This is a genomic window from Gordonia aquimaris (assembly GCF_026262595.1).
In the GTDB taxonomy this organism is placed as follows: domain Bacteria; phylum Actinomycetota; class Actinomycetes; order Mycobacteriales; family Mycobacteriaceae; genus Gordonia; species Gordonia tangerina.
The window spans coordinates 1-12,104 of the sequence record NZ_JAPKFM010000027.1; the positions used below are offsets into that span (position 1 = coordinate 1).

General features: G+C 66.8%; 12 protein-coding genes and 1 pseudogene. 8 read left to right on the forward strand and 5 right to left on the reverse strand.

Features of this window, described 5'->3' with window-relative positions; genetic code table 11:
- A pseudogene (locus OSB52_RS25055) lies at positions 1 to 387 on the reverse strand (IS607 family transposase); the annotation flags it as partial.
- A gap of 66 nt (positions 388 to 453) precedes the next feature.
- Positions 454 to 1,392 carry a LysR family transcriptional regulator gene (locus OSB52_RS20220; RefSeq protein ID WP_235726022.1) on the reverse strand — a complete coding sequence of 313 codons (939 nt, stop codon included), beginning with the start codon at positions 1,390 to 1,392 and terminating at the stop codon, positions 454 to 456.
- A 136-nt stretch (positions 1,393 to 1,528) separates the two neighbouring features.
- On the opposite strand from OSB52_RS20220, the gene OSB52_RS20225 reads away from it, so the two are divergent.
- The 4 genes from OSB52_RS20225 (at position 1,529) to OSB52_RS20240 (ending at position 7,648) form a co-directional block, all read left to right on the forward strand.
- A complete protein-coding gene (locus OSB52_RS20225; protein WP_235726021.1) occupies positions 1,529 to 3,334 on the forward strand; it encodes an acyclic terpene utilization AtuA family protein in 1,806 nt (601 codons plus the stop codon).
- Complete coding sequence (locus OSB52_RS20230) at positions 3,331 to 4,830, forward strand: CoA transferase (protein ID WP_235726020.1); 1,500 nt, start codon at positions 3,331 to 3,333, stop codon at positions 4,828 to 4,830. The genes OSB52_RS20225 and OSB52_RS20230 overlap by 4 nt, the downstream gene beginning before the upstream one ends.
- Before the next feature lie 99 nt (positions 4,831 to 4,929).
- The gene (locus OSB52_RS20235; RefSeq protein WP_266063315.1) at positions 4,930 to 6,336 is read left to right on the forward strand and encodes a phosphotransferase family protein; all 1,407 of its coding nucleotides are present in this window, start codon (positions 4,930 to 4,932) and stop codon (positions 6,334 to 6,336) included.
- Positions 6,337 to 6,370: 34 nt separating this feature from the next.
- Positions 6,371 to 7,648: an acyl-CoA dehydrogenase family protein gene (locus OSB52_RS20240; protein WP_235726019.1), complete on the forward strand. Its 1,278-nt coding sequence runs from the start codon at positions 6,371 to 6,373 to the stop codon at positions 7,646 to 7,648.
- Positions 7,649 to 7,733: 85 nt separating this feature from the next.
- On the opposite strand, the gene OSB52_RS20245 is transcribed toward OSB52_RS20240, so the two are convergent.
- On the reverse strand, positions 7,734 to 8,312 hold the full coding sequence (locus OSB52_RS20245) for a hypothetical protein (RefSeq protein ID WP_235726018.1): 579 nt from the start codon (positions 8,310 to 8,312) through the stop codon (positions 7,734 to 7,736).
- A 169-nt stretch (positions 8,313 to 8,481) separates the two neighbouring features.
- On the opposite strand from OSB52_RS20245, the gene OSB52_RS25060 reads away from it, so the two are divergent.
- The 4 genes from OSB52_RS25060 to OSB52_RS20265 all read left to right on the forward strand — a co-directional run bounded on the left by OSB52_RS25060 (position 8,482) and on the right by OSB52_RS20265 (position 11,283).
- Positions 8,482 to 9,648, forward strand: coding sequence for a sensor histidine kinase (locus tag OSB52_RS25060; RefSeq protein ID WP_266063316.1), 1,167 nt, complete (start codon positions 8,482 to 8,484; stop codon positions 9,646 to 9,648).
- Positions 9,648 to 10,346, forward strand: coding sequence for a response regulator (locus tag OSB52_RS20255; RefSeq protein WP_266063317.1), 699 nt, complete (start codon positions 9,648 to 9,650; stop codon positions 10,344 to 10,346). The genes OSB52_RS25060 and OSB52_RS20255 overlap by 1 nt, the downstream gene beginning before the upstream one ends.
- Positions 10,347 to 10,456: 110 nt before the next feature.
- Positions 10,457 to 10,858, forward strand: coding sequence for a hypothetical protein (locus OSB52_RS20260; protein ID WP_235726015.1), 402 nt, complete (start codon positions 10,457 to 10,459; stop codon positions 10,856 to 10,858).
- A gap of 5 nt (positions 10,859 to 10,863) precedes the next feature.
- Positions 10,864 to 11,283: a MaoC family dehydratase gene (locus OSB52_RS20265; RefSeq protein WP_266063318.1), complete on the forward strand. Its 420-nt coding sequence runs from the start codon at positions 10,864 to 10,866 to the stop codon at positions 11,281 to 11,283.
- On the opposite strand, the gene OSB52_RS20270 is transcribed toward OSB52_RS20265, so the two are convergent.
- Together OSB52_RS20270 and OSB52_RS20275 are read right to left on the reverse strand one after the other, a co-directional pair.
- A complete protein-coding gene (locus tag OSB52_RS20270; RefSeq protein ID WP_266063319.1) occupies positions 11,262 to 11,744 on the reverse strand; it encodes an SRPBCC family protein in 483 nt (160 codons plus the stop codon). The two genes, OSB52_RS20265 and OSB52_RS20270, sit on opposite strands and share 22 nt — an antisense overlap.
- Before the next feature lie 34 nt (positions 11,745 to 11,778).
- On the reverse strand, positions 11,779 to 12,093 hold the full coding sequence (locus OSB52_RS20275; RefSeq protein ID WP_235726012.1) for a DMT family transporter: 315 nt from the start codon (positions 12,091 to 12,093) through the stop codon (positions 11,779 to 11,781).
- Between the last annotated feature and the right edge of the window lie 11 nt (positions 12,094 to 12,104).

Sequence of the window (12,104 nt, forward strand, 5' to 3'; positions counted from 1 at the left end):
ATACTCCACCCCGAACCGCGCCAGACGATCACGATGCTCCACAACCACCACACTGACAGACGGGTCCGACAACACCCGCCGCAGTTTCGGACGCTTCCCATTCAGCCCCGGACCCGACCTCACACCACCTCACCAACCTCGTGGCCATTCGCAGTCGCCCACTCGGTGAGCCGAGCCACCTGACGATCCAAGTCCGCGCGCTGATCATGGAACGACACCCACGCATACACCACCACCCGGCCACCACCACCGACCTCAGCAACGTCGACCCAGACCGTGCCCGACTCCAGACGACGAGCAGACACCGGCATCCGATCCTCCCGAAACCACCGATACGCAGTCTGCGGATGCACCCCCCTGCGACCGCGCCCACTCAGCCAACTTCACCCACTCAACAAAACACACATTCGATCACGTTTACTCACAACGTAAGGAACAGTTCACAACCCCATCTCAGCGCGCCGCAGGCGGCGCCATCCCGGATGCGGCCGCCTGGAGATCCAGTGCCTCGGCGGTCGTGACGAGATCGGCCACCAGACGTTCTGCTCCCGCGCGGTTGGACCGCCAGGCCGCAACCGTGGTGATCGCCGCGCGCAGCCCGTCGATCGGCAGAATGGCAACAGGCTCACCGTAGAAGAGCCGGTTGGCCATGCCATTGCCCAACCCGACCAAGGTGAATGCCTGACCGCTCGCGACCAGGTGCGCCAGTCCGGCAAAGTTGTCCCCGGTCAAGGTGATCCGCTTGCGAATCCCGTGGCGGTCGAGCAGATCATCGAGGTTGCGATAGATCTCCGGCGCGGAGTCGTGGTTGATCGAGGCGAACGGGATGTCGGTCAGGTCGGCCAGCGTGATCGAGGTACGGCCGGCGGAGATGAGATCGGAACCGACGGCGACACCCACCGGCTGCCGCTCGAGAAATCTGCTGTCCACCTCGGCACCACCGACCGGGCCGTGCACGAGCGCGAGATCGACCTGACCAGCGCGCAGATCCCGCAGCAGGGGCTCGGTACTGGCCGGGTACAGGCGCGGGACGATGTCTGGATGGGCCGCGGCGAGATCGGCCAGAAAGGTGTCCCGCACCGTCGCCGACACCTCGGGGGCGATGCCGATCACCGCTTGTCGCGGCGTCGTCGCGTCCGCCTCACGCACGACGTCGGCCAGGCCGTCGACCCGCTCGAGCACATCGAGTGCCCGCGGCAGCAGCGCCGCGCCCGCTCGGGTCAGTTCGATGTGATGGTGCGCTCGGACGAACAACGCCGCACCGAACTCGCGCTCGAGGTCCTTGATCCGCCGGCTCAGCGGCGATGCCGCCATGTGCAGCCGCGCCGCCGCCCGGGTGAAATTGCGTTCTTCGGCGACCGCGACGAAGTAGCGCAGTCCGATCAGGTCCACACCGCATACCTTATCGACGCCGCCAGGGCCATGACCGATCCGGTCACACGCCACTGTCCACATTGATGATGGTGATCGACAGCTCGATCGACCTAGCGTGGCAAGCAGGCACACACAACGAGAAAGAGGGCCGAACATGACACGCGAGCCGATTCGGGTCGCGAACTTCTCCGGATACTTCGGAGACCGGCGTAGCGCCGTCGACGAGGCGATGGCGGGCGATCGGTTCGACGTACTGGTCGGTGACTACCTCGCCGAGATCACGCTGGCCGCGCTGTCGGCGGCCTACCAGCGCGACCCCCGCCGCGGCTACGTCGACTACTTCGTCGACCAGGTACGCCCACACCTGGCGGCGATCGCCGACCGCGGGATCAAAGTGGTGACCAACGCCGGCGGGTTCCATCCCGCGGGCCTCGCGGCCGCGCTGCGCGACGAGATCGCCGCCGCAGGGGTCGAACTGCGGGTGGCTCACGTCGACGGGGACAACATCCTCGACGAATTGCCGCGGCTGCGGCGCGACGGGCACCGGTTCGACAATCTCGATGGCGGCGCACCGCTGGCCGACTGGGCGGCCACCCCGTTCGCCGCCAACGCCTACCTCGGCGGTTGGGGAGTGGCCGCAGCGCTCGACTCCGGCGCTGACATCGTGGTCTGTGGTCGTGTGACCGACGCATCGCTGACCGTGGGTCCGGCCGCGTGGTGGCACGGGTGGCATGCGTCGGACTTCGACGCGTTGGCGGGCGCGGTCGTGGCCGGACACATCATCGAATGCGGCCCGCACGCCGTCGGCGGCAACTTCTCCGGATTCCTCGACATCCCACACCGCACCGTGCCGGGCTTTCCCATCGCCGAGATCGCCGCGGACGGCAGTTGTGTCGTGACCAAACACGCACGCGACGGCGGGGCGGTCACCCGCGACACGGTGACCGCGCAGATCATGTACGAGATCCAGGGGCCGGTGTATCTCAATCCCGACGTCACCGTTCGCCTCGACGATCTCCGGGTCCGCGACGTCGGACCCGACCGCGTTGCGGTGTCCGGTGCGCTCGGCGGCCCCCCACCACACACCACGAAGGTCGCGATCTTCGGACCCATCGGATTCTCCGTCGTCAACACCGTGTTCGTGACCTCACCGCATATCGAGGAGAAGATCGCGCTGATCCGCGATCAGCTCATGCCCGGTCTGCCCGACGGCGTGACGCTGGACCTGACGCCCATCGGCACTCCGGCAGCCGACCCGGAGTCGCAGTGGGCGGCCACCGTGGCGCTTCGCGTGATGGCCACCGCGCCGACCGCCGACGCCCTCGCCGAGGCCGATCTCGCCCGCCGTCTGGGGAGCCTCTATCTGCAGGGCATCCCCGGCTACTATCACGACGGCGCGGCCGGTCTGCATTCGAGCCCTCGACCTCGCATCGACTACTGGCCGGGCCTGCTCCCGTTGACAGTTCTCGATCATCGCGCCGTTCTCGACGACGGTCGGAGGGTCGCGGCCGCGATTCCGCCGACCACCGACGTGGTGGCGCAGCCCGTTCACCCCGAACCCAGGGAGGCGCCGCTCCCGGATCGGGTCACCCGCGCCCCTCTGGGCCTGGTGGCGCACGCCCGAAGCGGCGACAAGGGCGGCAACAGCAATGTCGGCATCTGGACGCGTGATCCGCGGGTGTGGTTGTGGCTGAGAGGTTTTCTGAGTAGCGATGAGCTTCGCAGGCTGCTTCCCGAGGCCAAGGACCTCGACGTGGACCGCCACGAGTTCCCGGAACTGCAAGCGGTGCATTTCGTGATCCGAGGGCTGTTGGGTACCGGCGGGTCGTCGAACACACGCGTCGACCAGGTCGGCAAGGCCATCGGGGAGTACCTGCGCTCACGCCAGGTGTTGATCCCCGACGACCTGCTCGCCGGTGATGACTCCGACCGCGACCCGACGACCGAGGAGCAGCGTTGACCAGCCTGACCGATCGGCTCCGCACCGCCGCCGAGAACCCTGCCACTGACGACACTTTCGATCCGCGGACCGAACTCGAGGATGTGCTCGGCTCCATCGGTATGCGCGCCACCGACACCGGGGGCACCATCAGGTTCATAGGGGCCGATCCCGTGGTGCCCAGTACGTTACGTCTGGGCGGTGCGGCGGCGATCGCACTGGCCGCGAAGTCGGCTGCGATCGCCAAACTATGGCAGGTTCGCGGTGGTGACGGGCAGGACATCACCGTCGATCTGCGCAGTGCCCCGCATCGCCTGTGCCCCTTCTACGATCGTCGCTGGGAACTGGTCAACGGTTATCCTGCAGGCACCCCGTCGAACCCCTCGAATGCCTTGGGATTCCGCTTCTATCGGACCGCCGACGACCGCTGGATGATGCCGCTCAACCCCTATCCCAAGATCAAGGTCGCAGCGCAGAAGCTGCTCGGTGTGCCGGACGACGAGGAAGCCGTCGCCGAGGCGATAGCGTCCTGGAAGGGAATCGAACTCGAGGCAGCCGGCGCCGACGCGGGCGTGGTGATGCCGATGTTGCGCACGGTCCCCGACATCCTGGACGAGCCGCATTTCCGTGACGTTCTCGCCGACATGCCGCTCGTGGAAGTCACCAAGATCTCCGATGGAGACCCGGTCGTCGTCCCGGCCGGCGCCACCGGGCCACTGGACGGCCTGCGCGCCCTGGGCATGGGCCATGTGATCGCCGGCGCCGGAGTCGGACGGGCCTTGGCCCTGCACGGAGCCGACGTGCTCAACGTGTGGCGCCCCAATGAACTCGAGCACGACGCAACCTACGTCAGCGCCAACGTCGGAGTGCGCTCCACGCTGCTGAATCCTTACAAAGGCGAAGGAGCGCAACGCCTTCGCCATCTCCTCGCCGATGCTGACATCTTCTACGCCAACCGGCGACCGGGCTATCTCGACGGGATCGGGCTGTCGGCGGCCGACGTGGCCGCCGGTCACCGCGGCATCGTCTACGCGACAGCCTCACTCAACGGTGAGACGGGGCCGTGGTCGTCCTGGGTAGGCTTCGACCAAACTGCCGGAAGCCTGGCCGGGATGATGTTGTACGAAGGCGGAGGCGACCGTCCGGCGCTCCCCCCGATCCTGGTCGTCAACGACTACATCGTGTCGTGGTTGATGACCGCGGGGATCGTGGAGGCGCTGTCTCGACGCGCACAGGAGGGCGGGAGCTATCGCGTGCACGTGTCGCTGACCCGGGCCGCGCTGTGGATCGTGGGCATGGGCGTGTTCGACCGCGAGTACGCCCATCAGGTGGCGGGGCGCTCCGGCGACGACGACCGTCACGTCTACCTCGATCCGGAAGTGTTCACGGCCGATACGCCGCTCGGGCGCTACCAAGGCGTCACCGACCAGGTGCAGATGACACGCACGCCGGGGGAGTACCGCACGATTCTCGTCCCCCGGGGTTCCTCGCGGCCGGAATGGCTTCCGTTCAGTTGATTCTCGAGTAACCGACGGAGCCCTCGGTCGGTTCGGGTAGCGTCGCATCGTCGGACCGCGAAGGGTGAGGGGGCACGAGCAGTGACCGGGATGAGCATGATGAGGTCGACCGACCCGACCGAGGTGGGCGAGCGTATCGCGGAACGGTTGAGCACCGTGTGGGATCGACCGGTGACGCTGCGGGACGCTCGCGTCGTACCTGCTGGCGCCAGCCGTACCACGTACGCGGTCACGGTCGGGGACGAACGCGGCGACGAAGCAATCATCGTGCGAGCCGCACCGGCCGCCGCGCCCGGCGCAGGCGGGTTGCGCAGCGAGGTCGATGTGCTCCGGGCCGCATACGTCGCCAGTGTACCCGTCCCCGAGGTCCTCGACCTCAGCGACTCCGCCGACGAGCAGAGCGTCCTCGGGTTCCCTTATGCGGTCATGCGTTTCGTCGATGGTGAGTCCATCGCTCGACGAATCCTGCGTGACGACGCCTACGGTTCGGTGCGCGATGACTTCGCGCGACAAGCAGGCACCGTACTCGCCCGCATTCACGCGATGAAGTCGACCTCGACCGGCCTCGACCACATCGGCGACCCGATCGAGGCGCTGCACACCCTGTTCGCTCGTGAGTACGCTCACGCACCGGCGGGACTCGTGCTCGCCATCGACTGGCTCGATCGCCACCGGCCCGAATCCGCTCCGAGTGACACTGTGGTACACGGCGACTTCCGGCTGGGCAACTTGTTGATCACGCCGGATCGGATCTCGGCCGTACTCGACTGGGAGCTGGCCCATCTCGGGGACCCGATGGAGGATCTCGGCTGGTTGTGCGCCAAGGCCTGGCGGTTCGGTGTACCACGCCCGGTCGCCGGGATGGGTGCGCGCGCAGATCTACTCGACGCCTACGCGCAGGTGGCGGGCTGGCGTCCGACGGAGGACGCCCTGCGGTGGTGGGAGCTCTACGCCACGGTGCGGTGGGGCCTCATCTGCGGCTCGCAGGCCAATCGGTATCTCGACGGTACCGAACGTTCGATGGAACTCGCCGCCATCGGACGACGCAGTGCCGAGCAGGAATTCGATGCGTTGCTCTCTCTCGGCATCACCACACCTGTCTCGATACCCGACCCGCTGAACACCGAGGAAACCGCGCTTGCTGCCGACGGGGGTCCACACACCGCGCCCGCGTTGCTCGATCTGCTCGACGCCGTGTCGGGTTTCCTGACCGACGAGGTCGCCGCCGACAGCGGAATCTCTCCGCAGGTGCGTTTTCGGACCCGGGTGGCGGGTAACGTGCTGGCCACGGTCCGCCGACAGGTACTGCTCGGTGCCCAGCAGGCCGAAGCGAGCCGTCGACGACTGGCCCCACTCGGCGTGTACAGCAGCGCCGAACTCGCCGACGCACTGCGCGGCGGTTCGCTGGCCGCCGGCGACGACACGGTACGCGCCGTGGTCGCCGCCGAGGTGATCGACCGTCTCACGGTCGCCAACCCCAAACATCTCACCCAGCCCGATTGCTGACCAACCCGATTGCCGACCGAGAGGCGTTTCACCCGTGGACTTCGCACTGCCCGAATCCCTGACGGACTACCTGGCCGAACTCGATGCGTTCATCGCCGCCGAGATCGTGCCGCTCGAGCAGACCGACGACAACATACGGTTCTTCGACCACCGTCGTGAGGATGCGCGCACCGACTGGGACCGTGGTGGTCTGCCCAGCGCCGAGTGGGAGGCACTGCTGCGGGAGGCACGTCGTCGTGCCGATGCAGCCGGACACTTCCGATATCCGTTCCCGGCCGCGTACGGCGGTCGCGACGGTTCGAATCTGTCGATGGCCGTCATCCGGGAGCACCTGGCGGCCAAGGGGCTCGGCCTGCACTGCGACCTGCAGAACGAACACGCGATCGTGGGCAACAACGTCGGTTTGCTGCTGATGCTCGAGTACGGTTCGCCCGAACAGAAAGAGGAATGGGTCGAGGCGTTGGCGGCCGGAGAGCGGTTTTTCGCCTTCGGTATCACCGAGCCCGAACACGGCTCGGATGCCACCCACATGGAGACCACCGCGGTTCGCGACGGCGATACGTGGGTGATCAACGGTGAGAAGACTTGGAACACCGGCATCCACGTCGCGCACCGCGACATCATCTTCGCCCGAACCAGCGGCGAAGCCGGCGATGCTCGCGGCATCACGGCGTTCCTGGTGGACCCGCAGGCCGCCGGATTCGCTGTCGAAGAGTACCTGTGGACCTTCAACATGCCCACCGATCACGCCCACATCACCTTGCGGGACGTCCGTGTGCCCCACTCGGCGATCATGGGTGAGGAGGGCCGCGGCCTGCAGATCGTCCAGCACTTCTTCAACGAGAACCGAATCCGTCAGGCAGCCTCGAGCCTCGGCGCGGCGCAGTACTGCATCGATCGGGCGGTAGGACACGCCAACGAGCGATCCCCGTTCGGCAAGAAGCTGTCGACCAATCAAGCGATCCAGTTCCCGTTGGTGGAACTGCACACTCGTGCGGCGATGCTGCGATCGTTGATCCGGGAGACAGCATGGAGGATGGACACCTACGGTCCGTTCGCGGCCTCTCAGGAGGTCTCCATGTGCAACTACCAGGCCAACCGACTCTGTTGCGACGCCGCCGATCAGGCGATGCAGGTCTTCGGCGGTCGAGGCTACTCGCGCCATGAGCCGTTCGAGCACATCTACCGGCACCATCGTCGTTACCGGATCACCGAGGGCGCCGACGAGATCCAGATGCGCCGGATCGCCGGGTATCTCTTCGGCTTCATGTCTGCGGGGGCGCCGAAGGGGGTCGCCACCACGTCCGGCTAGGGCCGGCAGCTGCCGGAGGCCGGGGCCGGGTCGTCGGTCACCTGGGGATACTCATCGGAGCCCGTCGGGATGTCCGGTCCAGCCCTTACGCCCCGGCCGCATGCGGTACCGGAGAAAGCACCGGACGGCGGTTCGCCGACCGCGCGGCGGCCCGAGGTATGACCCGCACGTGATCTCGACCGTCCGTGGCGAAGAGCGAGACACCATCGGGTAGCGCGCGAGCCATACGACGCACCTGCGGTGTGGGATGGTCGTGGCCCATACCCACCACCACGGCAGTCGCGCGCACGCGCGCGGCGACCTCGGCGAGCCCGTGGACCGGGTCGGCGACCACGGTCTCGGTCGTCACCGTCGCCGACGTTCGGCCCAGCACCACTTCCTTTGCCTCGCGAAGCTTCTCATCCAGAATCGCCCGTTCCGACAGCAGGTATGAATCGGCGCGCAGCGCGTCGTAGCCGAAAGTATCCGACCTCGGCGGTCGTGGACGGGTGGTGGCCATCGCCAGTACGATCCGACTACGTCGGTCGAGAGCGGCGGCCGCAGTGATTGCCGCGGTCCACGATCTCTGCGTATCGCTGAATCCGACCACCACAATTCCCTGCGGGAGAACAGAAGTGGTCTCGGTAAACCATCGGTTCAGGTAGTCGCGGGCGCACATGGACATTGCTCTCACCTCGGGTCTGGGGTTGGGTCGCTGCCGGTACCGATGACGCTAGGCGGCAGCCGATCGCCGATCTGCATCCCGAAGTCGGAACCGTTCTCCACCCGAGGGTGGAGTCGGTTTCCACCCAGAATGCGATGCCCCCGGCCGCCGACCGCTTATCCTTGTGGCGGTGAGGTCATCGATCAGGTGGATACGCAGCCGACTGGAGTTGGCCGGCGAGGGATACCCGCCGCTCTTCACCGCGGTGACGCTGCTCGGTTCGTTCACGATCATCATCGGTGCCACCGCGCAGCGTGTGCCGATCGATCCTCCTTGGTGGGCCCTGATGGGTGCGGGCGTCGCCCTGATATCGCTCCTGCTCGACCTGTGGTTGCAGAGCAAACTGCCATGCAACATCTTGGCGGCCGTGTCGACCGGGCTGATGCTGATGGACCCGGTGTCACTGGACATCGCGCCGCTGTTCTTGGCCTTGACCACGGCGATCGCCGCCGCGATGGAGTCGTTGCGCGCGAGCGTCGCCGTCCTGGCGCTGTCGATCACCGTGATCGTCATCGCGGGGGTCACCGATCATTTGCAGTCACCCGCCGCGTACCTGCTCGCGATCCTGTGCGGATGGCTGGTCGGATACATGATGCTGTATCAGAAATTGTTGTCGGAGAACGAGGTGCGCGCCCAACGCGTGCGAGCCGATCGCGCGGCCGGCGACGAGCGCCGGCGGATCGCCCGCGAGGTCCATGACGTCATCGCACATTCGTTGTCGATCACCATGCTCAACGTCACCGGCGCGCGGCGCGCCCTGCAGGATGGTGATCGCGCCGACGCCCTCGAGGCCCTCGAGGACGCCGAGCGACTCGGCCGCCAGGCGATGACCGAGATCCGATTCATCGTCAAGGTCCTCGGCACCGACGGCGCAGAAGCCGCGCCCACCCCGGGCGCCTGCGATGTGGAGCATCTGATCGACGAATACCGGAAGGCCGGTCTGACAGTGTCCGTCGATCGCAGCGGTGACCTCACCACCGTCCCCGGCCCGATTGGCTCGGCTCTCTACCGGATCACCCAGGAATCACTCGCGAACGTGGTGAAACACGCTTCCACGCCGTCGGCGTCGATCACACTGCGCGCCGACGACCAGGTGTCACTGTGCGTGCGCAACCCCTATGCGCCGGGCGCGCGGCCAGGAACCGACGGATCGGGGATCGAAGGGATGAAGCAGCGGGCGCGATTGTTGGGCGGCGAGGTGGATGTCCGTCCGGACGCCGATGAATGGGTGGTACGCGCGGTCTTCCCGACGGCCGCCTCTCCCGAATCGGCGGCGGTCGAGCGGACGGCGGTCTGATGTCATCGACGCATCCCGTCGCGGTCGACGCCGACCCGATCCGTGTTCTGCTCGTCGACGACCAGGAACTGGTTCGTACCGGCCTGCGCCGAATACTTCGAGCCCGTGACGGGTTCGACATCGTCGGGGAGTGCGGTGACGGCAGCGAGGTGGTCACCAGCGTCTCCGCCTGTACCCCCGACATCATCCTGATGGATCTGCGGATGCGCCACGTCGACGGCATCACCGCCACCGCGGCGGTCCGGCGCATGGCCGCACCGCCGCCGGTGCTGGTCTTGACCACCTTCGACGACGACCAACTCCTCTCGGGGGCCCTGCGCGCCGGGGCGGCGGGCTTCATCCTCAAGGATTCGCCTGCGGAGTCGCTGATCTGGGCCGTGCGCGCGGTCGTCGCCGACGGCGCTTTTCTCGATCCTGCGGTGACTGCTCGTGTCCTGCATGGGTTTCGACGTTCTGCTCCCGACCACGGGCGGTCCCCGAGCCACCGACTCACCGACCGCGAGCTCGAGGTGTTGAAGCTGATGGCACGTGGACGCACGAACGGCGAGATAGGCGCCCGCCTGTTCATCTCCGAGGTCACGGTCAAGAGTCACGTCAACCACATCTTCACCAAACTCGATCTGCGCGACCGTGCCGCCGCGATCGTCTACGCCTTCGACCATTCACTGGTGGTCCCGAACGGCCCCGACGAGGGGTGACCCACCCTCGTCCCCAGCCATCAGCCATCAGCCCAGCCACAACATCGGCGACGGGGACATTCGCCGGCAACGCACCTGGTGCCGCGCATTCGGATTCGCTAGCGTTAAGCATGGCCACGAAGCTGGTCGAGGGAATGGTCTTCCGGACACCGGTAGCGGTGGCCGTCGATGACGCCCTGATCGCTTCTTTTGCCGAGGTGGTGGACGTTTCGGAGGCCGAGACCCCCGTGTCCGTCGTCTTCCGAGTGAGCGTCGAACTCGCCCACCAGGCCATGGATGCCGGAGTGGTCCCGCGCGATGGCATCGTGCACACATCCGAGGCGCTGCATGTGCGTCGACCGCCTCGGCGCGGGGATCTGCTCACCGGCCTGCTCACCGTCACGAGCGTGCGACATCGCGCCGGCACAACCCAACTCACGGTCCGCAGCGACATCCATGCCGCCGACGAGACCCTGCCGATCGCCGACAGCACTTCCACGCTGGTCTTTCGATCAGAAGAGGCCGACGGATGAGTCACGTGGCGTCTCACACCGACCTCGACGCCCCGCTGTGGGACGCCGAGGAGCACCTCACACTCGACCGCGTCCGACGCTACGCCGCGGCATCGGGCGACGACAACGCCATCCACATCGAACCGGCCGCCGCGCGCGCAGCCGGACTCGATGCGCCGGTGGCACATGGACTGCTGCTGGTTTCCATTGTGCTGAAGTATGCCCAGCGGTGGGCTCGCGATCACCGGGCGATGATCACCGGTTGCGAGACGCGGTTCGTCCGGCCGGTGTGTGTCGGCGACGAACCGACCGTGCTCCATGTGACCGGACGTCTCGTGTCGACCGGCCACATCGCAGCAGCCGTCTGGGTTCTCGACCCCGACGGGAGCACGCACCGTGCCGTGATCCGGCCCATCCGGATCAGTTACGCGTCTGCAGCCGACTGACCCGAGGAGGCGGTCGCACCGACCAGTTCCGCTGCGCGTCGCAGGTCGCTGCGCAGCGCCGGCGGCGTCAGCAGGCGCAGCATCGGCAGCAGCGGCGCGAGGAACACCGGGACGGTCAGATGGGCGAGTGCGCGGACATCTGTGCCGGGCCCGGAGGTCTCGCAGAACTCCAGAGACAGATGGGCGTCGACCGTATGCCAGGCACCGATCTCCGCCCAACGTCGACCCGCCACGCACTCGGTGACCTCCAGCCGCGGGGCGACCCAGGGGGCAACGGTGACATCGGTCCAACTGGTTCCGACGTCACCGGCCCGGCCACTCGGCGTCGTCAGGTTGTTCACAGCACGCAGACTCGCCTGCCAGTCCGGGCGGTTCTCCGGGTCGCTGAGGTAATCGAAAACCGCCTCACACGGGGCGTGGAAGGACACCGACACGTCGGCGATCAACACTCGAACACTCACGAATGCACGTCCTTACGCGGTCCAGCCCGATTCATCAGTGTGCCAACTTCAACCCGACCACCGATGCGACGATCGTCAGGATGAGGCCCACTTTGAGCCATGAAGCCGCCTCGGCGCCGGTGACCATCGCGATGACGACGGTCAGCGAGGCACCGATACCCACCCACACCGCATACGCGGTGCCGGTGGGCAGATCGCGCATCGCATACGCCAGACCCGCCATCGAAACGACCAGTGCCATAAAGAAAATGATCGTGGGTGTCGGCTTGCTGAATCCTTCCGACCGACCGAGTGCGGTGGCCCAGACGGCCTCCAGCACACCAGACAACACCAATATCAGCCATGACATCGACTTCCGGA